The sequence below is a fragment of the Microbispora sitophila genome (assembly GCF_014892245.1).
GTDB classification, from domain to species: Bacteria; Actinomycetota; Actinomycetes; order Streptosporangiales; family Streptosporangiaceae; genus Microbispora; species Microbispora siamensis.
Map to the genome: position 1 here is coordinate 325,591 of NZ_JADBGC010000001.1, position 20,480 is coordinate 346,070.

Genomic DNA, 20,480 nt, shown 5'->3' on the forward strand with positions numbered 1-20,480 from the left:
GCGTCGGCCTCCGGGTGGGGGCTTTCCGCTTCAGGTGCATCTCGCTATAGTGCGGATTGCAATAAGGCAATGGGGGAGTGATGGCACGAGGACGGGCGGACAGGGACCTGGTCGGGCTGACGGTGCTCGCCCTGCTGTCCGTACGGCCCGCCCATCCCTACGAGCTGCACCGGTTCGTCATCGACACGCACAAGGACTACATCGGCGGCCTGCCGCGCAGCCTCTACCACGCGGTCGACCGGCTGGCCCGCGAGGAGCTCATCGCCCCCGTGGAGACCAGCAGGGAGGGCCGCCGGCCGGAGCGTACGGTCTACCGGGTGACCGAGGAGGGGCGGGCCGAGCTGAGCACCCGGCTCCGCCGCCTCCTGGAACAGCCGGACGGCGACACCAAGGTCTTCCTGGCCGCGGTGTCGCTGATGGGATGCCTTCCTGTTCCCGAGGCGGAGCGGGCGCTGAGCACCCGTGCCGCCACGCTGGAGGGCGCGATCGTCTCCGCCGACGCGCACATCGCGGCGCTCACCGGATCCGGCCTGCCGCGCGTGCTGGTCCTGGAAGTGGAGTACGACCGGGCGATGAAGGCCGCCGAGCTGGAGTGGGTCCGCGCGACCCTCGCCGAGATCCGGTCCGGCCAGATCTCCTGGAGCGCCGATTCGAACAGCGGACAGCTCGACCGACAGTGACGCGCCGGCCGGATGCGCCAACATCCGGCCGGCGCCGGACCCGACCACCGCGAAGCGGCCGATCAGGGCTCGCACTCCGAAGGATAGGCGGCTTCGCGGTCATCCGAGAGGAGCCGCACACCATGTCCGACGACATCCACCGCCTGCTCGACGCGCTGACCGCGGCCTGGAATGACGGAGACGCCGCCGCCTTCGCCGGGACGTTCACGGAGGACGCCGACTACGTGACGTACTTCGGGGCCCGGATGGAGGGCCGCCGGGCCATCGAGGACAGCCACCGGGCGCTGTTCGAGGGCCCGCTGAAGGGGTCCCGGCTGGGCGGGCCCGCCACCGCGCCGCCACTGCGGAAGATCCGCTTCCTGAGCCCGGACGTGGCGCTGGTCGTGACCACCGGGGGCTCGGCCCTGCCGGACGGCACGGCCGGCCCGGGCCGCGACTCGATCATGACGTTCACCGCGGTCAGGGAGGGTGACGGCTGGCGCTTCGCGTCGTTCCAGAACACGCGGATCGGCACGCCGTGACGTCCGCGGGAACCCTTCTGTGCGAGGTGCGCGGCGTGGTCGAGGCGCCGGTCGAGCGCGTGGCCGGCCTGCTCCTGCACGTACGGCCGGGGCCGGTGGGGCGTGACAACTGCTTCCCGCTGGCGGAGCACGGCGGGACGCTCACGGGCGGGCCGGACCGGTTCGTGCTCGCCGCGCCCGGCCACACGATGACGGTCGAGGTGGGCCCGGACCTGCTGGCCACGCAGGGCGGCTGGTGGTATCGGGGCGAATACCGCCTCGCGCCCGATCCGACCGGCACGCTGCTCGTCCACCAGGTCCGCAACGTGGCCGAGAGCCTGCGCTGGGGAGTGCCCCTCGTCAACGGGTTCTTCCGGCAGCTCGGTCCGCGGACGCGCGACGGCTTCGCCGTACTGCTCGACCGGGTGGGCGCCGAGCTGAACTGCCGGGCCCGCCTGCTGGACAGGCGCTGAAGAGGTCCCGGAGTGGATGTGCCCGCGCTACGGGAAGTGACGTCTGTCACATCGCGTGATGTCACGTCTCAGTGATCAGCGGTGTCCTGAGGGCATGACCGAACACAACACGCTCCACAAGGTCGTGGTCATCGGTGGCGGTTACGCCGGAACGCTCGCGGCCAATCGCCTGCGGGCGCGCGATGACGTCGACGTCACCCTGGTCAACCCCCGTCCGGAGTTCGTCGAACGCATCCGGCTGCACCAGTTCGTGGCCCGTACCGGCGACGCCACGATCGACTACGGCACGCTGCTCGGCGAGGGCGTCCGCTTGGTCGTCGACAGCGGCACGCGCATCGACACCGCCGCGCGCAGGGTACGGCTGGCGTCGGGTCGTACCTTGGACTACGACTACGTCATCTACGCGGTCGGCAGCACGGCGGCGACACCCTCATCGGTGCCCGGCGCGGGCGAATTCGCGTTCGACATCGCTGAGTTGGAATCCGCGCGGCGGCTGCGCGCCAGGCTGGAGGAGTTGCCCCTCGATGCTCCGGTCACCGTGATCGGCGGCGGGTTGACCGGCATAGAGACGGCCGCCGAGCTGACCGAGCAAGGACGCAGGGTCACGCTGGTGTGCGGCCGCGCCCTGGCCCCGACGTTCAGCGCACCTGGCCGCCGATACATCGCCAAATGGCTGACCCGGCACGGTGTCGCCGTGCTCGAGGCCGCTGCGGTGAGCCAGGTGCGGCCGGACGCGGTCGTCCTTTCCGACGGTTCCGCCGATGGCGGGGTGCGTCCGAGCGCGCTCACCATCTGGACGGCCGGTTTCGGCGTGCCGGCGCTGGCCGCCGCGAGCGGGCTGCGTACCGACGCGCTCGGCCGGCTGCTCACCGACGAGACGCTGACCAGCGTCGACGACGATCGCGTCGTCGCGGCCGGCGACGCCGCCGCGCCGTCGGGTCAGCCGCTGCGGATGAGCGGCTACGCCGCCGGGCCGCTCGGGGCACGGGCCGCCGACACCGTGCTGAGCCGGATCGCGGGAACCGAACCGGCGGTGATCGACCTGGCCTTCACGGGAGCGTGCGTCAGCCTCGGCCGGCGCGCGGGGATCCGGCAGCTGGCCCGCAAGGACGACACCGCGGTGAACGTCTTCATCGGCGGCCGCATGGGCGCGGTGATCAAGGAGGTGACCTGCAAGTTCGTGGTGGCGAAGCGGATCCGCCTCGAGGCGCGCAAGCCGGGTTCCATGACCTGGCCCAAGGGCGGCCCGCGTTTTGAGCAGCCGGCCTCCGCCGCGCGGGTGGTCACCTCCCCGTGAGCACCGACGAGCACGCCGAGCGGTTCACCCTGTTGCGGCCGCTGCTGTTCACGATCGTCTACGAGATCCTCGGCTCGGTGACCGAATCCGACGACGTGCTGCAGAACAGCTATATGCGGTGGGCGGAAGTCGACCTCGCGACGGTGCGGGACACCAAGTCGTATCTGGCACAGCTGGTGACCCGGCAGGCGCTCAACGCCATGCGGACGAGCGCGCGCCGTCGCGAGGACTACATCGGCTCGTGGCTGCCCGAGCCGCTGCTGCTCGACGAGAACGACGCGTCGACCGATGTGCTGCTCGCCGAGTCGGTGTCGATGGCGATGCTCGTCCTACTCGAAACGCTCACCCCCGATGAGCGTGCGGTGTTCGTGCTGCGCGAGGTGTTCGGCTTCGAGTACCACGACATCGCCGCGGCGGTGGGCAAATCCGTGGCGACGGTGCGCCAGGTGGCGCATCGCGCTCGCGAGCACGTACGGGCGCGGCGCAAGCGCTTCGAGCCCGCCGACGCCGCCACGACCGCGCGGATCACCGAGCGGTTCATGACCGCGGCGGCCACCGGTGACCTGGAAGGGCTGCTCTCGCTGCTCGCGCCGGACGTCACCTGGACCGCCGACAGCGGCGGCAAGACCACCGCAGCGCGCCGGCCGGTGGTGGGCGCGGAAAAGGTGGCCGCGGTCCTCATGAACCTGTTCCGTCTGGAGCGGCTGGCGGACCTGCGGATCGAGAGGGTCAACTGCAACAACACGCCCGCGATGGTCCTCAGCGGCGAGCGCCTGGAAGGGGTCTTCCTGATCGAGATCGCCGATGGGAAGATCACCAACTTCTACGCCATCCGGAACCCGGACAAACTTCTCGCGGTGGCGGTGCCGCGTCAGATCAGCCGGTAGGAGCGGGCGGCAGAGGTCGCCATCGCGCATGTCCGTCACGCGGGCCGGAGGCCTGCACATACGGACGATGGAGACGCTCGATCAGCGGGGACGAGACGGGTGTCACGGTGGAGCCCGCGGACGGGTCGCGCGTGCGGGCCGGCTACCTCGTCGGCTGCGACGGCGGCCGCAGCACCGTGCGCCGGCTCGCGGGCATCGACTTCCCCGGCACCCCGGCCACGATGACCGCGCTGCTCGGCGACATCGAGCTCGCCGAGCCGCCCGCGGACGACATCTTCCAGGAGCGGCGCGAGCACGGCAGTTTCTCGGTGCTGTCATTCGGCGCGGGCTGGCGCCGGGTGCTGACCAACGAGTTCGATCACGTCGCCGACCGGGACGAACCGGTGACCCTGGAGACCCTCCGCACGGCCTTGATCAGGATCGCCGGGACGGATTAGGGCATGCACTCGCCGCGCCGGCTCTCCCGCCATGGCGACGCGGCGCGCCAGGCCGGCCGTTACCGAGAGGGCCGGGTTCTCCTCGCCGGCGACGCCGCGCACATCCACTTCCCGGCGGGCGGTCGGCGGGCGGTCAGGGCCTGAACACGGGTGTGCAGGACGCGGTCAACCTCGGCTGGAAGCTCGCCGTCGTCGTCCGCGGCCAGGCCCCGGATGTGCTGCTCGGCACCTACCAGGCCGAACGCCACCCGTCGCCGCCCGCGTCCTGCACAACACCCGCGCCCAGACCGCCCTCTGGCGGGTGGACGATCACACCTCCGCGCTGCGCGAGGTGCTGGGCGATCTCATCGGCATCGATGAGGCACGGCTGCGCCTGGCCGGCATGATCACGGCGACCGACATCAGGTATCCGATGGAGGGGACGGACGACCTCCTCGGCCGGCGGATGGATCTCGGTGGTTTACCGCCGCTCGACGAGGTCGTGGACGGCTGGGCGGACCGAGTCGATCTCGTCCGCGCCCGTCCTGCCGAGGGCTCCGATCTCGGCGCGGACGCCGTACTCATCCGCTCCCGACGGACATGTCGCCTGGGTCACCCGCGCCCGCGAGCGGCCGGACCCGGACGCTCTCCGGACCGCCCTCACGACGTGGCTCGGCCCGGCCGGCCTTCGCCGTGCGCAGGTACACCAGCCCGCCCCGCCAACCCCGGATCAGTGCGCAAATCCCGCTCCACTCAGCTCAGCCGGGCTGCCCGGTCCGCCTGCTCGACGGCCACTGAAAGAGATCCCCGGACCGGCCCGGCCGGGGGCCGGTCCGGGGGACGTCGGCAGGGCGTCAGCCCTTCTCCGCGCCCTCGTTCGCGCCGCGTACGAAGTAGCGCTGGAACACCACGAAGATGACCGCCACCGGGACCGTGGCGAGCACGGCGGCGCCCAGCTTGAGCGGATACTGCGTGCCCTTGCCGAGCGAGCCGCTCACCAGGTCGGCGATCCCTCGCGGCAGCGTGAACAGTTCCGGACTCTGCACCGCCACGAGCGTGTGCGCGAACTCGTTCCAGCTTCCCTGGAAGGAGATGATCGTGAGGGTGATCAGGGCCGGCCGCGCCATCGGCAGCACCACCGACCAGAAGGTCCGCCACACCCCCGCGCCGTCGATGCGTGCGGCCTCCTCCACGCTCACCGGGACCGACTCGAAGAACTGCTTCATGATGAAGACGCCCGCGGCGTCCACGATCAGGGGCAGGATCAGAGCCGTGTAGCTGTCGTACAGGCCGAACTGGTTGAGCACCAGGAACTTCGGCACGAACAGCACCACGGGCGGCACGGCCATGACCCCGATGACCGCGGAGAACAGCGCCTTGCGGCCGCGGAAGCGGATCCGTGCCAGCGCGTACCCGGCCATCGAGCACAGCAGCACCCGCCCGGCGGTGACCAGGATCGTCACCAGCACCGAGTTGCCCAGCCAGAGGGGCAGGTCGGTGTTGAGGAAGACCTTCTCGTAACCGCTGGTGGTGAAGGGGTGGGGGATGGGCGACAGCGCGTTCGCGGCGGCGTCAGGCTCGGTCTTGAACGAGTTCGCGACCTGGATCACGAACGGGTAGAGGAAGACCAGCGCGAAGAAGACCAGCACGAAGTAGCCCGCGAAGGTGGAGGCGAGCGAGCGGGGGTCCCGGCGGTGCACGGTCACGACCTCCTCGTACGGCGGGCGGGGTCGCGGTCGCGCATGATCCACCGCTGGACCAGCGCGAGCACGACGATGATGGCGAACAACACGAACGAGATGGCCGTCCCCGAGCCGTACTCGAAGCTCCGGAAGGCCGTCTGGTACGACAGGAAGGCCGGGGTGAGGGTGGTCTTGGCCGGGTTGCCCTGGCTCATCACGTAGACCTGGTCGAAGACCTGCCAGGTCGCGATGAGGCCGAGCGTCAGCACCAGGAACAGCGTGGGCTTCAGCAGCGGGAGCGTGATGTGCCGGAACCGCTGCCAGCGCCCGGCCCCGTCGAGCATGCCGGCCTCCTCCAGCGTCACCGGGATGTCCTGGAGGGCGGCCAGGAACATCAACATGAACGTTCCAGACGTCGTCCATACGACCAGCATGATGATCGTGCACATCGCCACGCTGGGCCCGGACAGCCACTCCCACCACGAGAGCCCGAACGGCCCGCCGTCCGTCAGCGCCGCCGGCGGGTCGGCCGGGTCGACCAGGCCGAGCCCACCGAGCAGCAGGTGGAGCACGCCCCGCGAGTCGGAGAACCACTGCGGGCCGTCGATCCCGAACAGCTTCAGCAGGCTGGTCACGGCGCCCGAGTTGGCGAAGATGAACAGGAACACGACGCTGATCGCCACCGAACTGGTGACCGAGGGGAAGAAGAACGCGGCGCGGAAGAACGTCTTCCCCTTCAGCATCCGGCTGTTCACGATCAGGGCGAGGCCCAGCGCCAGGACCGTCTGGGCCGGCACGACGATCGCGACGTAGTAGAAGTTGTTGCGCACGCTCGTCATGAAGTCCTGGCGGGCCAGGCCGTCCTCGGTGAACAGCCGGGTGTAGTTCTCCGTCCCCACGAACGGCACGCCCGAGCGGAACGGGCTGCCCTGGCCGTTCCAGTCGGTGAGGCTGACCCACATCGCCATCAGGATCGGCAGCAGCATGAACAGGCCCAGGATCACCACCACCGGCGCCACGAACAGCCAGCCCGCGATGTTCTCCCGCACGGCGGCACTCAGCCGGGGCCCGGGCCGCGTGGCCCGTGCGGGTGCGGTGTCGGCCACGGTCACTCCTTCCGGTCGGCGGGGCCCCGGCCGTCACCGGCCGGGGCCCGTCGTCTCGCGTCGGCTCTCGCGTCAGCCGAGGGCGGCCTGGGTGTTCTTCTGCAGACGCTCCAGCAGCGCCTTCGGGTCGCTGGAGGTGAGCTTCTGGATGCCGGTGTCGAAGTCGGCCAGGACGCTGTCCATCTTCGGCGCGTTGACCGGGCCCTGGGCGTAGTCGGCGCCGTTCACGAACGGGCCGTCGGCGGGGAACTCCTTGGTGTAGGCGCCCTTCGCCGACTGCCGCGAGGGCATGACGCCGAAGGCCTTGGCGAAGGCCATCTGCTGGTCGACGGTGGTCATCGCCTCGACGAAGTCGATCGCCTGCTGCTTGTACTTGCTCTTGGCCGAGATGCCCCAGCAGTTGGTGAACGACAGCGTGCCCTTGCCCTTGGGCCCGGCCGGGAGCTCGTGCACGCTGTACTTCACGTCCGGGAAGTCGGCCTTGAGGGCGCCCTTGATCCAGTTGCCTTCGATGGTCATCGCGGCCTTGCCCTTGCCGAACGCCTCACCGCCCCAGCCCGCGTCGAGCTGGCTGGGGAACTGGGCGAGCTTGTCCTTGAGCAGCGACTGGACGTACTCGAGGGCCTTGAGGTTCTCCGGGGTGTCCGCCGTCGCCTGCTTGCCGTCGGGGCTGGTGATCCAGCCGCCCGCCTGCACCAGGAACGCGCCGACCCGGTCGCGTGTGTCGCCGATCGCGAGCGGCGTGACGCCCTTGGCCTTGAGCTTCTCGCTCACCGCCGTGAGCTGGTCCCAGGTGGTCGGCACGTCGCCCTCGCCCAGCCCGGCCTTGGCCCACAGGTCGTCGTTGATCACCAGGGCGAGGGTGGAGAAGTCCTTCGGCGCGCAGTAGAACTTGCCGTCGTAGGTGAACGTGGTGCGCAGGCTCGGGTAGAAGTCCGACGCCCCGGACAGCTTGTCGGCGTACGGCTCCAGCGCGCCCACGCTGGCGTAGTCGGCGAACCGGGAGGCGTCCACGTAGAACACGTCGGGCGGGTTGTCACCCGCGAACGCCTGGCCGAGCTGCTGGGCGAGGTCCTGCGCCGGGGTCACGGTCGCCTTCGAGCCCGATTTCGTCGCCCAGGCCGCGGCGGCGTCCTTCACCGCGGTGGTCTCCGCGTCGCCCGAGGAGCCGATGAGGATCTGCAGCTCGGCGGGGCCGCTGCTCTGCTGGGCGGGAGCGGCCGCCTTGTCGTCGTCGAAACCGCTGCCGCAGGCGGCCGAGGCAAGGAGGGCGGCGCAGGCGGCGCCGAGCGCCGCCGTCCGTACGGTTCTGTTCTTCATGAGGATTCCCGATCTTCGTTGAGGGGGACGCGCCGGTTCACGCCGACTGGCGGACGACCAGCGAGGGTTCGAGCAGCACGTTCGCCGGCGGTTCGCCGGGGTCCGTCTGGCCGTCGAGAAGTGTGGTGAGGAGCGCCACGCAGTGCGCGGCGGCCTGCGCCAGCGGCTGGCTCAGGCTGGTCAGGCCGACGGCCTTGGCCACCGGCGTGTCGTCGAAGCCGATCACCGCGACCGGCCGTTCCGCCGCGTCGCTGCCCGGCCGCCAGGCGAGGCCGGGGGAGCGGGCGGCGTGCAGCGCGCCGAGCGCGAGCGAGTCGCTGGCGCAGACGAGCGCGGTCACCCCGAGGTCCGACCGCAGCAGGTCGTGGGCGGCCTTCTCGCCGTCGGCCACGCCGTCGCTGGTGGCCCGGCTCAGGCCGGCGGGGTCCACGCCCGCCGCGGCGAGCGTGCGCGCCCACCCCTCGCGGCGGTCGTCGCCGACCCCGGAGCCGGACGGCCAGCCGAGAAAGCCGATCACGCGATGGCCGGTGTCGAGCAGGTGGCGGGTCGCCGCGGCAGTGCCGGCCGCGCCGTCCACGTCCACCCAGGCATGGGAGGTGCCCGTGGAGTTCGCGCTCCAGGGTCGTCCGAAGGTGACGAACGGCACCTTGTGGTCCAGCAGCCAGGCCGTCCGCAGGTCGCCGTGGTGGGTGCTGGTCAGCACGAACGCGTCCGGCTCGTACGCGCCGAGCAGGTCCTCGAACGTGTCGACCTCGGCCTGGTCGTCGTCGGCCGTGTAGAGCAGCACCCGGTAGCCGGACCGCGCCGCCGACTCGGTCAGGCCGTGCAGGAAGCGGTCGAGCACCGAGCCGTTGATGCCGTCCCGGTCGGGCTCGATCCGGATGGCGATCAGCCGGGACCGGCCGGTGCGCATCTGGCGGGCCGCCTGGTTGACCCGGTAGCCCAGCTCCTCCACCGCCCGCAGCACCCGCTGCCTGGTCTCCTCGCGCACGACGTCGGGGCTGTTCAGGACGTTCGAGACCGTCTGGCGTGACACGCCGGCGAGCCGGGCCACATCGGCGATCGTCACCTTTTCGGTCATGTCCTGCCCTTCTAGGGGTTTGAACGTTCAAGGAGGAGTAAGGCATGATTAGATCGATCAAAATAAACTGAGTGTTTCGCAATGTGCACCCCCGGCGACCACATGTCAAGGTCAAGGCCGGCGATTCGATCCAGGAGGGCCCATCGGTGCTCGTCGGAGCCACGCCCGGTCCGGGTGGCGAGTTCGCCACCGGCGAGGCGTACCGCCTGCAACCGCCACTGCACGAGCTGGTCAGCACCGTCATGGCGCCGACCGGGGCGCTGAGCGGCGCTGACGGCCAGATCCGCCCCTTCGGCGTCCAGGGGCTCTTCCACGCCGATCACCGGGCGTTGTCGCAGGCGACGCTGCTCGTGAACGGCCGCGAGCCCGAGGCGATCGGCCACGTCCACGAGGAGGCCGGGCGCACCCGGTTCGTCTCGCTCGCCCGCTGGCTCGGCGACCCCCACCCCGACCCCACCGTCCGGCTCGAACGCGTCCGCGAGGTCGGCGCGTACGGCATGAGCGAGCGCGTGGAGATCACCTCCACCGCATCGGTCGCCGTGACCGCCTCGGTCACGGTCGAGCTGGCCTGCGACTTCGCGCCGATCGAGGTGGTCAAGTCGGGTGGCGACACCGCGCCGGCGAAGCCTGGCGGCCCCGATCCGGGTCCCGGCGGCGTGTCGTGGCGGAACGGCGGCATCCGGGTCACGGCCGTGGGCGAGGACGCCCGCGCGGAGACCGGCGACGGCGCCCGGTTGTGCTGGGAGCTGAGCCTGGCGCCGGGCGGGTCGGCGACGCTGCGCTGGGAGGTCGTCGTGGACGACCCCGCCGCCGTCGTCGTCACGCCGGCCAGGACGCTGGAGTGGACCAGGCCCGAGGTCACCGCCGCCGACCGGCGGCTGACCCGGTTGCTGAACCAGTCGCTGGAAGACCTGCGGTCGCTGCGGCTGGCGGAGGCCGGCGCGCCCGGCGACACCTTCCTCGGCGCCGGCGTGCCCTGGTTCCTCACGCTTTTCGGGCGCGACAGCCTGTGGGCCGCTCGGATGCTGCTGCCACTCGGCACCGACCTCGCCGCCGGCACACTGCGGGTGCTCGCGCGCCGGCAGGGCACGCGGGTGGACCCCACCTCGGGCGAGGCGCCGGGGAAGATCATGCACGAGCTGCGGCGGCACGAGTTCACCGTCGAGGGCAACGGCCTGCGGCTGCCCGCCGCCTACTACGGCACGATCGACGCCACCCCTCTGTGGATCAGCCTCCTGCACGACGCCTGGCGGTGGGGGATGCCCGAGCGTGAGGTCGCGGCGCTGCTGCCGAACATGGAGGCCGCGCTCGGCTGGCTCGCCGACTTCGCCGACCCCGACGGCGACGGGTTCGTGGAGTACATCGACACCTCCGGCAGCGGTCTGGCCAACCAGGGCTGGAAGGACTCCGGCGACTCCATCCGCTTCCATGACGGCAGCCAGGCCAAGCCGCCGATCGCGCTCGTGGAGGTGCAGGGCTACGCGTACGAGGCGGCCAGGAACGCGGCGTCGCTGCTGCAGGCGTTCGGCCGGCCCGGCGCGGGCCGGTGGAACGAGCACGCCGACGCGCTGGCCGAGCGGTTCCGCGCCCGGTTCTGGGTGGACGGCCCGCACGGGCGCTTCCCCGCGCTCGCGCTCGACACCGACAAGCGGCCGGTGGACGCGCTCACCAGCAACATCGGCCACCTGCTCGGCACCGGCCTGCTGTCGGAGGAGGAGTCGGCCCAGGTCGCGAAGCTGCTGGCCGCCCCGATGATGAGCGGCGGCTACGGGCTGCGCACGATGTCGTCCGGCGACGGCGGCTTCAGCCCGCTGTCTTACCACTGCGGCTCGATCTGGGCGCACGACACCGCCATCGTGCTCGCCGGGCTGGCCAGGGCCGGGTTCGGCGCGCAGGCCGCCGGGCTCGCCGAAGGGCTGCTCGCGGCGGGGGAGGCGTTCGGCTACCGGCTGCCCGAGCTGTACGCCGGGGACGGCGCCGGTCCGCGCCCCGGTCTCGGCAGGCCCATGCCCTACCCGGCGGCCTGCCGTCCCCAGGCGTGGTCGGCCGCCGCGGCCGTGACGATCGCCCACGCCGCGCTCGGCCTGTATCCCGACGTGCCGGCGGGGCGGGTGCTGCTGCGGCCCATGGCCGGGGCGCCGCTCGGGGCGCTGTCGGCCAGCGGGCTGCGGGTGGCGGGCGCGGAGGTGAGCGTCGCCGTGGACGCGTCGGGTCGCGCCACCGTCACCGGGCTGCCGCCGGGTGTCGACCTCGACGTCCGGTGACGAGCTCGGTCGATCAACCGAAGATAGCCTGGCCGCATGCTGCGGACTCGCCCCACTGTCCACGAGGACCTCGCCCGCCTCGTCGAGTGGGAGACCGACCCTGACACCTCGGTCTGGCTCGGCGAGACCGGCCGCGACTGGCACGAGCGTGCGCTGGCCGATCCGAATCAAGATCACATCCTTGCCGAGCGCGACGGCGCCCTGTCGGGCTTCGCCGTGCTCGCGGGCATCCGCAGAACAGACCGTGTCCTGGAGCTTCGCCGGATGGTGGTGAGTCCCGCCCAACGGGGTGCAGGCCGTGGGCGGGCACTGTTGAGAGCGGCCCTGGCCTGTGCCTACGAGCACCACGGAGCCGGCCGCGTCTGGCTGGACGTCAAGGCGCACAACCGGCGGGCGCGGGCGCTCTACGAGTCCGAGGGCTTCGCGGTCACCGACGTGCTCGCGGGTGCCGTCGGCGAGCCGGACGGAACGGCCACGGATCTGGTCATCATGGTCCACCGGCCGCGATGACCCCGGCTCCTGGCCTCGGCGCCGCGTTCGCGGCCCGCGCGGCGTGAGACGGCCCTGCCGGTAGCCGGCCAGGCGGAACCGGGGAACCGTGTAAGCGGAGAACCTTGACGAGGTCGAACCTGTTGACATCGCTGTTCCGCAAAGAGAGCATTGCTCTCGAAGCGGAGCGATGACCGGCTCCGTTTGTCGTGTCCAGACGATGGGAGCCGCCATGACCTCCGTCCTGCCTGCCCGTGCCCGGCTGACCGGCCTGTCCTTTCTCGGGGCCGGGATCTCGTTCGTCCTGTATCCCGTGGTCCGGCCGTACTCCGACGAGACCTCGCTGTCCGGGGCCGCCGCGATGGCGTCACCGGCCTGGGTGGCGGCGCACCTTTTCGCGGTGGCCGGGTTCGTCCTGCTCGCGCTGGGAGTGCTCGGGCTGCACCTGCTGCTGGACCCGGTGCTGGACCGTCCGCTCGCGTTGCGTGCCGCCGTGGTGACGTGGATCGGCGCCGGGCTGACCCTGCCGTACTACGGTGCGGAGGTCTTCGGGCTGAACGTCATCGCCGCGAGGGCGGTGCGGGACGACGACGCGTCACTGCTGGCGCTGGCCGACGAGTTCCGGTACGGCCCGGTGGCGGGCGCGATGTTCCTGATCGGGCTCGCGCTGCTCGGGGCCGGCGCGGTGCTGGCCGCGATCGCCGCCGCGCGGTCGGGGATGCTCCCCCGGTGGAGCGCCGCTCCGCTCGCCGCGGGGTTCCTGCTCTTCATCCCCCAGTTCTTCGGCACGCCCGCGATCCGCGTCGCCCATGGCGTGCTGATCGCACTCGGTGCGGTGTGGCTGACCGTGGCGCTGTGGCGGCTGGGACGGCGCTCCTTTTCGCCCGCAGCATGATCGAATAGATGTTCTAATATGATGGGCCTATGACGGCTTTTCAGGCTTCGCTCCTGGACTGGGGTGAGGACGTTCACGTCGGCCCGCTCGGTTCGTCGGTGCGGCGCACTCCCCTGGAGCGCGGCGCCTGGATCGACGTCCGGCCGCACTGGATCGAGGGGGCCGACGCGCTCTTCGAACGCCTGCTTGAGGCGGTGCCCTGGCACGCCGAGCGCAGGCACATGTACGACCGGGTCGTGGACGTGCCCCGCCTGCTGAAGTTCTACGACGAGGACGAGGAGCTTCCCGACCCGGTGCTGGCCCAGGCGAGGGACGCGCTCAACGCCCACTACGAGGAGGAGCTCGGCGAGCCCTTCCGCACGGCCGGGATGTGCCTCTACCGCGACGGCAGGGACAGCGTCGCCTGGCACGGCGACACCATCGGGCGGGGGAGCACGCAGGACACGATGGTCGCGATCGTGTCGGTCGGCACCCCGCGCCCGCTGCTGCTGCGCCCCCGTGGCGGGGGCGGCCCGACGTTGCGGCACGAGCTCGGCCACGGCGACCTCATCGTCATGGGCGGGAGCTGCCAGCGCACCTGGGAGCACGCGATCCCGAAGTCGGCCAAGGTGGTCGGCGCCCGCATCAGCGTCCAGTTCCGCCCGAGAGGCGTGCGCTGAGCTCCTGAGCGCTTGACTGCGCACCGGGCCGAGGGCGGTGGGCGGGCCGTTGACATGTGCGGTTTGCTGGTAGTCCTTGAGTAAGGCCGCGGCAAAGGACCGGCCCAGTCGCGCAAGAAAGGCCACGGATGATCCCGCACCCCTACGTCCCCGCCCCCGCTCGATACGACGACATGCGGTATCGGCGCAGCGGAAGGAGTGGCGTGCTGCTTCCCGAGATCTCCCTCGGGCTGTGGCACAACTTCGGCGACGGCCACCCGCTCGACGTGCAGCGCGCCGTCCTGCGCCGGGCCTTCGACCTCGGCATCACCCATCTCGACCTGGCCAACAACTACGGCCCGCCGTACGGCTCCGCGGAGGAGAACTTCGGCCGCCACCTGCGCGCGGACTTCCGGCCCTACCGCGACGAGCTGTTCATCTCGACGAAGGCGGGCTACGACATGTGGCCCGGGCCGTACGGCGAGTGGGGGTCGCGCAAGTATCTGCTGGCGAGTCTCGACCGGTCGCTGAGCCGGATGGGCCTCGACTACGTCGACGTCTTCTACTCCCACCGGCCCGACCCGGACACCCCCATCGAGGAGACGATGGGCGCCCTCGACACGGCGGTGCGCTCCGGCAAGGCGCTCTACGTGGGAATCTCGAACTACTCAGCGGAGCAGACCGAGCGGGCCGCCGCCGTGCTGCGCGAGCTGGGCACCCCGCTCCTGATCCACCAGCCGCGCTACTCCATGCTGGACCGCTGGGTGGAGGACGGCCTGCTGGACACGCTGGAGCGGGCCGGGGCGGGGTGCATCGCCTACTCGCCGCTGGCGCAGGGCCTGCTCACCGGGCGCTACCTCGACGGCGAGGTGCCGGCCGACTCGCGGATGGCGATCGGCCACTTCCTGAAGCGCGACCGGCTCACCCCTGAACTGCTGGAGACCCTGCGCGGCCTGAACAAGATCGCCCAGGAGCGCGGCCAGTCGCTCGCGCAGCTCGCGCTGGCATGGATCCTGCGCGACCGGCGGGTCACGTCCGTGCTGGTCGGGGCGAGCTCGGTCGAGCAGCTCGAACAGAACGTCGCCGCCCTCGACGCGCCCCCGCTCACCGCCGAGGAGCTGTCCGAGATCGAAAGCCTGCTGTAGGCCATGCGGACGCGGTTCCGGGGCCGGCACACGTGCGCCGCCCCGGCCGTCCGCCTCAGGAGAAGGCGTCGACGCCGGTGAGCTCGCACGACAGGTCCCAGAGCCGGGACGCCTCCTCGGGGTCGATCGCCCACGGCTTGACCCCTCCGGCCATGTCGTCGGCCGTGGCGAGCTCGGCGACGTCGCAGTCCTGGCAGTAAACCCCGCCGTGATCCGCGAGCAGGGGAGAGGTCGCCGCCCAGACCGTCGTGGCCGCGCCCTGCTCCGGAGTCTTGAAGCCCTCCGCCGCCGTGCCGTCGGGAGAGATCCAGCCCAGGGCGATCTGCTCCTCGCGGGGGATGTGCCGCTGGAGGGGAGTGAGAATCTCGCCCGGATGCAGAGAGAAGGCCCGTACGCCGGCGGCGGCCCCGAGCGCGTCGAGGCGCACGGCGAACAGGATGTTCGCCGTCTTCGACTGGCCGTAGGCCAGCCACCTGTCGTACCCGTCCCGGAAGTGGATGTCGTTCCATCGGATCCCGGTCGCGAAGTGGCCGGCGGAGGACACCGACACCACCCGCGACCCTCCGGCGGTCAGGGCCGGGCGGAGGCGGTTGACGAGGGCGAAGTGACCGAGGTGGTTGACCGCGAAGTGGGCCTCCCACCCCGGGCCGACACGGGTCTCCGGGCAGGCCATGATGCCGGCGTTGGCGATGAGGATGTCGATGGTCCTGCCGGTCTCCACGAGCGTTTCCGCGAACACGCGAACGCTGTGCAGGTCCGCCAGGTCGAGTTCGCGGGTCTCCGTGCCCGGGATGTCGCGCAGCGCCTCCTTCGCCGCCGCCGGCCTGCGCGCGGGGACGATCACCTGAGCTCCCGCCGCGCTCAGCGCCCGCGTCGTCTCCAGGCCGAGCCCGGAGTACCCCCCGGTGACCAGGGCCGTCCGCCCGGACAGATCGATCCCCTCGAGCACCTCGCGCGCGGTGCTGCGGGCGCCGAAACCACTGCCGATCCTGTGCTGTGTCGTCATGAGGAGGACGCTAGAAACTAGAGTGTGCTCTAGGTCAAGCTGTACGATCCGCCGCATGAGCGGGAATACGGGTGCCCTGTCGATCGGGCAGGTCTCGGAGGCGACCGGGCTGAGCGTGCACGCGCTGCGGTTCTTCGAGCGTGAGGGGCTCTTCCTCCGTCCGATTCCCCGATCGGCCGGCGGGCAGCGGGTGTACGACCCGGCGGACGTGCAGTGGCTGGTCCTGTGCAACCGGCTGCGCGACTCCGGCATGTCCATCGCCACCCTGCGCAGGTTCGCCGAGCTCGTACGGTCGGGGCCGGGCAACGAGCACGAGCGCCTCGCCCTGCTGGAGGAGCACGAGCGCACCGTCAGGGCACGGATCGCCGAGCTCGACGCGAGCCTCGCCGTCATCCACGACAAGGTGGTCACCTATCGCGGGCACCTGCGCGAGGGGACCGCGGCAGGACTCTGGTCGCCGACGCCGTCACGGTGATCCGGCGGCGTGAGGGGCGCCGCGGTCAGTCGACCTCGGCGCTGCCGTTCACGCGGAGCTTGCGGCGGGCCCGCTCGTAGAAGGTCGTCGTCCCGAGCCGCACCACGCGGGCGGCGGCGCGCAGCGCGGTCACCGTGAGCCGGTCGCCGGGACACAGGTGGCCGCCGATGGTCCCGTCGACCTCCAGGGCGAGCTGCCCGCTGCTCGGGAGCACGTCGAGCGTCACCTCCTCGTCGGCCGACAGGACCAGCGCCCGGTTGAACGCCGAGTGGGCGGCGGCCGGGACGACGAGGAAGCCCTCGACGGTGGGGGAGACGATCGGGCCGCCCGCGGAGAAGCTGTACGCGGTCGACCCGGTGGAGGTGGAGACGATCACGGCGTCGGCGGCGTACCGGACGAACGGCTCGCCGTAGACCGAGACGGAGACGGCCGCGAGCCCGTCGCCGGGGATGCGGACGAGGGCGATGTCGTTGAACGCGGTCACCATCCGGCCGTCGTGGCTGGTCGCCCGGACCGCCATGCGCGGCTCGACCGTGTATCTGTGCTCGTCGATGGCGGACAGCGCGGGCGCCAGCTCGTCCACGTCGATCTCGGCGAGGAAGCCGAGCCGTCCCAGGTTGACTCCGAGGACGGGGGTCGGCCGCCCGGCGATCAGGCGCATCGTGCGCAGCATCGTGCCGTCGCCGCCGAGGCTGACGAGCAGGTCGGACCGCCTGACCAGGGTCGGGGCGTCCACCGCGATCGCGCTGCAGTCGATGCGCCCGACCTCGTCGGGCAGCCCGAGCACCGTGCAGTCCCGCTTGCGCGCCCACTCGACGATCGTGTCGATCGCCTCCTTGGAGTCGCGTTGCGGGTGCAGGACGAGACCCACGGTGCTGACCATGCCCATGTCCACACTGTACGGCCAGGCCGTACGGGCGGCCTTATCGAACGGGCTCCCGCGTCGCCTGGTCCACCGGCAGGTAGACCCGGAACCGGGTGTCGCCGGGACGCGAATCCACCCTGATGTCCCCGTGGTGCTTGTTGACCACTATCCGATAGGAGATGTCCAGGCCCAGGCCGGTGCCCTCCCCGACGGGCTTGGTGGTGAAGAACGGCTCGAAGATGCGGGGCCGGACATCGGGCGGGATGCCGGGGCCGGTGTCGCCGACCTCGACGATCAGGTGGCCGTCCTTCCGCCGGGTGCGGAGGGTCAGCGTGCCCGTGCCGTCCATCGCGCCGAGCGCGTTGTCGATGAGGTTGGTCCACACCTGGTTCAGCTCCGCCGCGTACGCCGGAATGGGCGGCAGCGATCTGTCGTACTCCTTGACCGTGTGGACGCCCTCGGGGATCTTGCCGTGCAGCATGGTCAGCGTGGCGTCGAGCAGATCGTGCACGTCGACGATCTGGTGCGGGGCACGGTCGAGCTGGGAGTACTGCTTGGCGGCGGCGACCAGGCCGGAGATCCGGTTGACCGCGTCGTCGATCTCGCACATCAGCAGCTCGGTGTCCACCGTGTAGGTGAGCCACCGGACCGCGGCCTCCAGGTTCTCCTCGCCCACCGCCCCGGCGATCTGGTCGAGCCAGGACGCGTCGAGGCCGCCGGCCACCAGCGTCGCCGCCAGGTCCCAGCCGCCGACGATGTCGTGGTCGTCCAGCCAGTCGGCGACCGCGTCCTCGGCGTCGGAGCGCGCCAGCGGCGTGAGGTCGGGGGCGGAGGCGGACCGCTTGACCGCGTCCTCCTGGAGTTCCACCAGGTCGTGCAGCTGACTGCCGTCCAGCCGCCCGTCGGCGATCATGGCGAGCTTGTGCCGCATGCCCGCCACCCGCTCGCGCAGCGCCGACGTCGCCCGTACGGCGGCGGCCGCCGGGTTGTTCAGCTCGTGCGTCAGGCCGGCCGACAGCGAGCCGAGCGCGAGCAGCCGCTCCCGTTCGCCGACGATCGTCTGGGTGGCGCGCATGCCGAGGAACAGCCCCTCGAGCAGGTGCATCGCCATCGGGAACCACTCGCGCACGCAGGCCCCGATCACCTCGGCGGGCAGCACGAAGAACTCGGCGTCGGTGACCGCGGTCAGCGTGTTCATGTAGAGCTGGGAGAACTCCCCCGTGATGTACGCCTGGGTGGCGCCGCCGTACACCCCGCGCTGGTCGGTGCGGCTCACCTCGACCTCGTCGCCCTGCACCCGCCTGCTCATCGCGACCGTGCCGCGCAGCAGCACGAAGAAGCAGGTGGCGGGGTCGCCCTCCTGGTAGACGCGGGTCCCGGGGAGCCGTCGCTCCACCCGGCCCGCCTCCGACAACCGGGCGAGCTGCGCTTCGTCCAGCGCCTCGAACAGGAACAGCGTGCGCAGCTCGTCAGGCGACAGCGTCGGCTCGCTCGGATGGTCGGTCATGGAGCCTCCAGATAACGGTGGACGAGCGAGACCGCCATGGCGCCCTCGCCCACGGCCGAGGCGACGCGCTTGACCGATCCGGCCCGCACGTCGCCCGCCGCGAAGACGCCGGGCATGCTCGACTCCAGGTGATAAGGGTCCCTGGACAGTGTCCACCCGGCCGGGCGGCGGCCGTCGGCGAGCAGGTCGGAACCGGTCAGCACGTAGCCGCCTCCGTCGCGGGCGACCACGTCGCCGAGCCAGTCGGTGCGCGGTTCCGCCCCGATGAAGACGAACAGCCACGACGCCGGCACGGTGGTCGTCCGGCCGGTCCGCCCGTCGCACAGGATCAGGCGCTCCAGGTGGTCGCGACCCTCGCCGCCGACCACCTGCGTGCGCGGATGGACCTCGATCGACGGAATGGCCTCGATCTGATCGATCAAATACCGCGACATCGACCGGGTGAGGTCCTCCCCCCGGATGAGGATGTGCACCTTGCGGGCGTAGCGGGAGAAGTACACCGCCGCCTGGCCGGCCGAGTTCGCCCCGCCGACGACGTAGACCTCTTCCCCGGCGCAGCTCGGGGCCTCGGTGGCGGCGGCGCCGTAGAACACGCCCCGGCCGGTCAGTCCGGCCAGGCCGGGCGCGTCCAGGAGCCGGTAGGACACGCCGGTCGCCAGTACGACCGTGTGCGCCGTCACGGCGGTGCCGTCGCCGAAGTTCAGCAGGGTGGCCGAACCGCTCCGTTCGAGACCGACGACCTCGCGGGTGGTGAGCAGTTCGGTGTTGAACTTCAGCGCCTGCCTGCGGGCGCGGTCGGTGAGCTGGGCGCCGGAGACCCCGTCGGGGAAGCCCAGGTAGTTCTCGATCCGGCTGCTCTGCCCGGCCTGGCCGCCGGTGGCCCGCTGCTCCACGAGCAGGGTGCGCAGTCCCTCGGATGCGCCGTACACCGCGGCGCCGAGGCCGGCCGGGCCCGCGCCGATCACGGCGAGGTCGTAGACATCCCGAGCCGGTGTGGTGGCCATGCCGACGTGCGCGGCGAGATCGGCCTCCGTGGGCCGCGCCAGGGCCTTGCCGTCCGTGGTGATCACCACCGGCACGTCCGCCTCGCTCATCCCGGCGGCGGCCAGCAGGCGTACGCCCTCGGCCTCGTCGGCCCGCAGCCAGCGGTACGGCACGAGGTTGCGGGCCAGGAAGTCGCGCACCGTGAACGAGTGCGCCGACCAGCGATGACCCACGACCTTGGTCTCCGGCATCGTCACGGCGGGGGTGGCGAGCCATGCCTCCAGCAGCGCGTCCAGCACCGGGTAGAGCTTCTCCTCCGGCGGATTCCACGGCTTGAGCAGGTAGTGGTCGAGGTCGACGATGTTGATCGCGTTGATGGCCGCGTCGGTGTCCGCGTAGGCGGTCAGCAGGACCCTGCGCGCCAGCGGGAAGATGTCCATGGCGGCCTCGAGGAACTCGATGCCGTTCATCTGGGGCATCCGGTAGTCGGCCAGCATGACGGCGACCTGCTCGCCGCGCAGCTTGATCTCGCGCAGCGCGTCGAGCGCGCTGGGGCCGGACTCGGCCCGGATCACCCGGTAGCGGTCGCCGTATCGGCGGCGTACGTCACGAGCCACAGCCCGGGAGACGGAAGGGTCGTCATCGACGGTGAGGATCGCGGCATTCTGCACAACTCACACGGTACTGGCGGAACTTCGCTGAACGGCACCCCCGGGACATAGGTCCCACGGTAGGGGGACGTTCGCCGGTCGCCCCGTCGCCGTTCCTGG

General features: G+C 71.4%; 21 protein-coding genes and 1 pseudogene. 13 read left to right on the forward strand and 9 right to left on the reverse strand.

All coding sequences use genetic code 11. The features are described 5' to 3' along the window. Positions 1-80 precede the first annotated feature (80 nt). From IL992_RS01515 to IL992_RS48845, 7 genes and pseudogenes are all read left to right on the forward strand, one after another. Positions 81-680 carry a PadR family transcriptional regulator gene (locus IL992_RS01515; RefSeq protein WP_193201479.1) on the forward strand — a complete coding sequence of 200 codons (600 nt, stop codon included), beginning with the start codon at positions 81-83 and terminating at the stop codon, positions 678-680. A 122-nt stretch (positions 681-802) separates the two neighbouring features. Further along, positions 803-1,201 carry an SgcJ/EcaC family oxidoreductase gene (locus IL992_RS01520; RefSeq protein WP_193201480.1) on the forward strand — a complete coding sequence of 133 codons (399 nt, stop codon included), beginning with the start codon at positions 803-805 and terminating at the stop codon, positions 1,199-1,201. Beyond that, the gene (locus IL992_RS01525; RefSeq protein ID WP_193201481.1) at positions 1,198-1,653 is read left to right on the forward strand and encodes a hypothetical protein; all 456 of its coding nucleotides are present in this window, start codon (positions 1,198-1,200) and stop codon (positions 1,651-1,653) included. Before IL992_RS01520 ends, IL992_RS01525 begins: the two co-directional genes overlap by 4 nt. A gap of 94 nt (positions 1,654-1,747) precedes the next feature. Next, positions 1,748-2,950 carry an NAD(P)/FAD-dependent oxidoreductase gene (locus IL992_RS01530; RefSeq protein ID WP_193201482.1) on the forward strand — a complete coding sequence of 401 codons (1,203 nt, stop codon included), beginning with the start codon at positions 1,748-1,750 and terminating at the stop codon, positions 2,948-2,950. Then, positions 2,947-3,837: an RNA polymerase sigma factor SigJ gene (gene sigJ, locus IL992_RS01535; RefSeq protein WP_193201483.1), complete on the forward strand. Its 891-nt coding sequence runs from the start codon at positions 2,947-2,949 to the stop codon at positions 3,835-3,837. Before IL992_RS01530 ends, sigJ begins: the two co-directional genes overlap by 4 nt. Positions 3,838-3,917: 80 nt before the next feature. Next, positions 3,918-4,418, forward strand: a pseudogene (locus IL992_RS48160) (FAD-dependent monooxygenase). Positions 4,419-4,426: 8 nt separating this feature from the next. Further along, entirely contained in the window at positions 4,427-4,660 is a 234-nt protein-coding gene (locus IL992_RS48845) for an FAD-dependent monooxygenase (RefSeq protein WP_404804720.1), read from the forward strand. A 74-nt stretch (positions 4,661-4,734) separates the two neighbouring features. Here the strand turns inward: IL992_RS48845 and IL992_RS47465 are convergent, their stop codons facing one another. The 5 genes from IL992_RS47465 to IL992_RS01560 form a co-directional block, all read right to left on the reverse strand. Further along, the gene (locus tag IL992_RS47465; protein ID WP_264294878.1) at positions 4,735-4,869 is read right to left on the reverse strand and encodes a hypothetical protein; all 135 of its coding nucleotides are present in this window, start codon (positions 4,867-4,869) and stop codon (positions 4,735-4,737) included. 238 nt (positions 4,870-5,107) lie between these two features. Continuing rightward, positions 5,108-5,959 (reverse strand): carbohydrate ABC transporter permease, encoded by an 852-nt coding sequence (locus IL992_RS01545; protein ID WP_319018257.1) that lies wholly within the window; start codon positions 5,957-5,959, stop codon positions 5,108-5,110. Next, positions 5,956-7,041, reverse strand: coding sequence for a carbohydrate ABC transporter permease (locus IL992_RS01550; RefSeq protein ID WP_179154933.1), 1,086 nt, complete (start codon positions 7,039-7,041; stop codon positions 5,956-5,958). The genes IL992_RS01545 and IL992_RS01550 overlap by 4 nt, the downstream gene beginning before the upstream one ends. A 72-nt stretch (positions 7,042-7,113) precedes the next feature. After that, positions 7,114-8,361: a sugar ABC transporter substrate-binding protein gene (locus IL992_RS01555; RefSeq protein ID WP_193201485.1), complete on the reverse strand. Its 1,248-nt coding sequence runs from the start codon at positions 8,359-8,361 to the stop codon at positions 7,114-7,116. 37 nt (positions 8,362-8,398) lie between these two features. Next, positions 8,399-9,442 carry a LacI family DNA-binding transcriptional regulator gene (locus IL992_RS01560; protein WP_193201486.1) on the reverse strand — a complete coding sequence of 348 codons (1,044 nt, stop codon included), beginning with the start codon at positions 9,440-9,442 and terminating at the stop codon, positions 8,399-8,401. A 146-nt stretch (positions 9,443-9,588) separates the two neighbouring features. Here IL992_RS01560 and IL992_RS01565 point away from each other — a divergent pair, with 146 nt between their 5' ends. The 5 genes from IL992_RS01565 (at position 9,589) to mgrA (ending at position 14,873) form a co-directional block, all read left to right on the forward strand. Then, positions 9,589-11,706, forward strand: coding sequence for an amylo-alpha-1,6-glucosidase (locus IL992_RS01565; RefSeq protein ID WP_319018258.1), 2,118 nt, complete (start codon positions 9,589-9,591; stop codon positions 11,704-11,706). Between the two features lie 36 nt (positions 11,707-11,742). Further along, on the forward strand, positions 11,743-12,216 hold the full coding sequence (locus tag IL992_RS01570; RefSeq protein ID WP_193201487.1) for a GNAT family N-acetyltransferase: 474 nt from the start codon (positions 11,743-11,745) through the stop codon (positions 12,214-12,216). 211 nt (positions 12,217-12,427) lie between these two features. Continuing rightward, a complete protein-coding gene (locus tag IL992_RS01575) occupies positions 12,428-13,090 on the forward strand; it encodes a hypothetical protein (RefSeq protein ID WP_193201488.1) in 663 nt (220 codons plus the stop codon). 29 nt (positions 13,091-13,119) lie between these two features. Continuing rightward, positions 13,120-13,749, forward strand: coding sequence for an alpha-ketoglutarate-dependent dioxygenase AlkB (locus tag IL992_RS01580; RefSeq protein WP_193201489.1), 630 nt, complete (start codon positions 13,120-13,122; stop codon positions 13,747-13,749). Positions 13,750-13,877: 128 nt separating this feature from the next. After that, the gene (gene mgrA / locus IL992_RS01585; RefSeq protein ID WP_193201490.1) at positions 13,878-14,873 is read left to right on the forward strand and encodes an L-glyceraldehyde 3-phosphate reductase; all 996 of its coding nucleotides are present in this window, start codon (positions 13,878-13,880) and stop codon (positions 14,871-14,873) included. A 55-nt stretch (positions 14,874-14,928) separates the two neighbouring features. On the opposite strand, the gene IL992_RS01590 is transcribed toward mgrA, so the two are convergent. Further along, entirely contained in the window at positions 14,929-15,879 is a 951-nt protein-coding gene (locus tag IL992_RS01590; RefSeq protein WP_193201491.1) for an SDR family NAD(P)-dependent oxidoreductase, read from the reverse strand. Between the two features lie 55 nt (positions 15,880-15,934). Here IL992_RS01590 and IL992_RS01595 point away from each other — a divergent pair, with 55 nt between their 5' ends. Further along, the gene (locus tag IL992_RS01595; RefSeq protein ID WP_193201492.1) at positions 15,935-16,354 is read left to right on the forward strand and encodes a MerR family transcriptional regulator; all 420 of its coding nucleotides are present in this window, start codon (positions 15,935-15,937) and stop codon (positions 16,352-16,354) included. Between the two features lie 25 nt (positions 16,355-16,379). Here the strand turns inward: IL992_RS01595 and IL992_RS01600 are convergent, their stop codons facing one another. From IL992_RS01600 to IL992_RS48165, 3 genes are read right to left on the reverse strand one after another with little or no spacing between them, the layout of a single operon-like run. Continuing rightward, positions 16,380-17,243, reverse strand: coding sequence for an NAD(+)/NADH kinase (locus IL992_RS01600; RefSeq protein ID WP_193201493.1), 864 nt, complete (start codon positions 17,241-17,243; stop codon positions 16,380-16,382). 34 nt (positions 17,244-17,277) lie between these two features. After that, complete coding sequence (locus IL992_RS01605; protein ID WP_193201494.1) at positions 17,278-18,726, reverse strand: ATP-binding protein; 1,449 nt, start codon at positions 18,724-18,726, stop codon at positions 17,278-17,280. Further along, positions 18,723-20,381: an FAD-dependent oxidoreductase gene (locus tag IL992_RS48165; protein WP_193201495.1), complete on the reverse strand. Its 1,659-nt coding sequence runs from the start codon at positions 20,379-20,381 to the stop codon at positions 18,723-18,725. Before IL992_RS48165 ends, IL992_RS01605 begins: the two co-directional genes overlap by 4 nt. Between the last annotated feature and the right edge of the window lie 99 nt (positions 20,382-20,480).

Bases quoted from the DNA above. Each gene is read 5' to 3' on its own strand.
- IL992_RS01570 (WP_193201487.1), top strand. From the start codon at position 11,743: ATGCTGCGGACTCGCCCCACTGTCCACGAGGACCTCGCCCGCCTCGTC.
- IL992_RS01595 (WP_193201492.1), top strand. From the start codon at position 15,935: ATGAGCGGGAATACGGGTGCCCTGTCGATCGGGCAGGTCTCGGAGGCG.
- IL992_RS01520 (WP_193201480.1), top strand. From the start codon at position 803: ATGTCCGACGACATCCACCGCCTGCTCGACGCGCTGACCGCGGCCTGG.
- mgrA (WP_193201490.1), top strand. From the start codon at position 13,878: ATGATCCCGCACCCCTACGTCCCCGCCCCCGCTCGATACGACGACATG.
- IL992_RS01530 (WP_193201482.1), top strand. From the start codon at position 1,748: ATGACCGAACACAACACGCTCCACAAGGTCGTGGTCATCGGTGGCGGT.
- IL992_RS01580 (WP_193201489.1), top strand. From the start codon at position 13,120: ATGACGGCTTTTCAGGCTTCGCTCCTGGACTGGGGTGAGGACGTTCAC.
- IL992_RS01560 (WP_193201486.1), bottom strand. From the start codon at position 9,442: ATGACCGAAAAGGTGACGATCGCCGATGTGGCCCGGCTCGCCGGCGTG.
- IL992_RS01515 (WP_193201479.1), top strand. From the start codon at position 81: ATGGCACGAGGACGGGCGGACAGGGACCTGGTCGGGCTGACGGTGCTC.
- IL992_RS01575 (WP_193201488.1), top strand. From the start codon at position 12,428: ATGACCTCCGTCCTGCCTGCCCGTGCCCGGCTGACCGGCCTGTCCTTT.
- IL992_RS01600 (WP_193201493.1), bottom strand. From the start codon at position 17,243: ATGGGCATGGTCAGCACCGTGGGTCTCGTCCTGCACCCGCAACGCGAC.
- IL992_RS01605 (WP_193201494.1), bottom strand. From the start codon at position 18,726: ATGACCGACCATCCGAGCGAGCCGACGCTGTCGCCTGACGAGCTGCGC.
- IL992_RS01590 (WP_193201491.1), bottom strand. From the start codon at position 15,879: ATGACGACACAGCACAGGATCGGCAGTGGTTTCGGCGCCCGCAGCACC.
- IL992_RS01555 (WP_193201485.1), bottom strand. From the start codon at position 8,361: ATGAAGAACAGAACCGTACGGACGGCGGCGCTCGGCGCCGCCTGCGCC.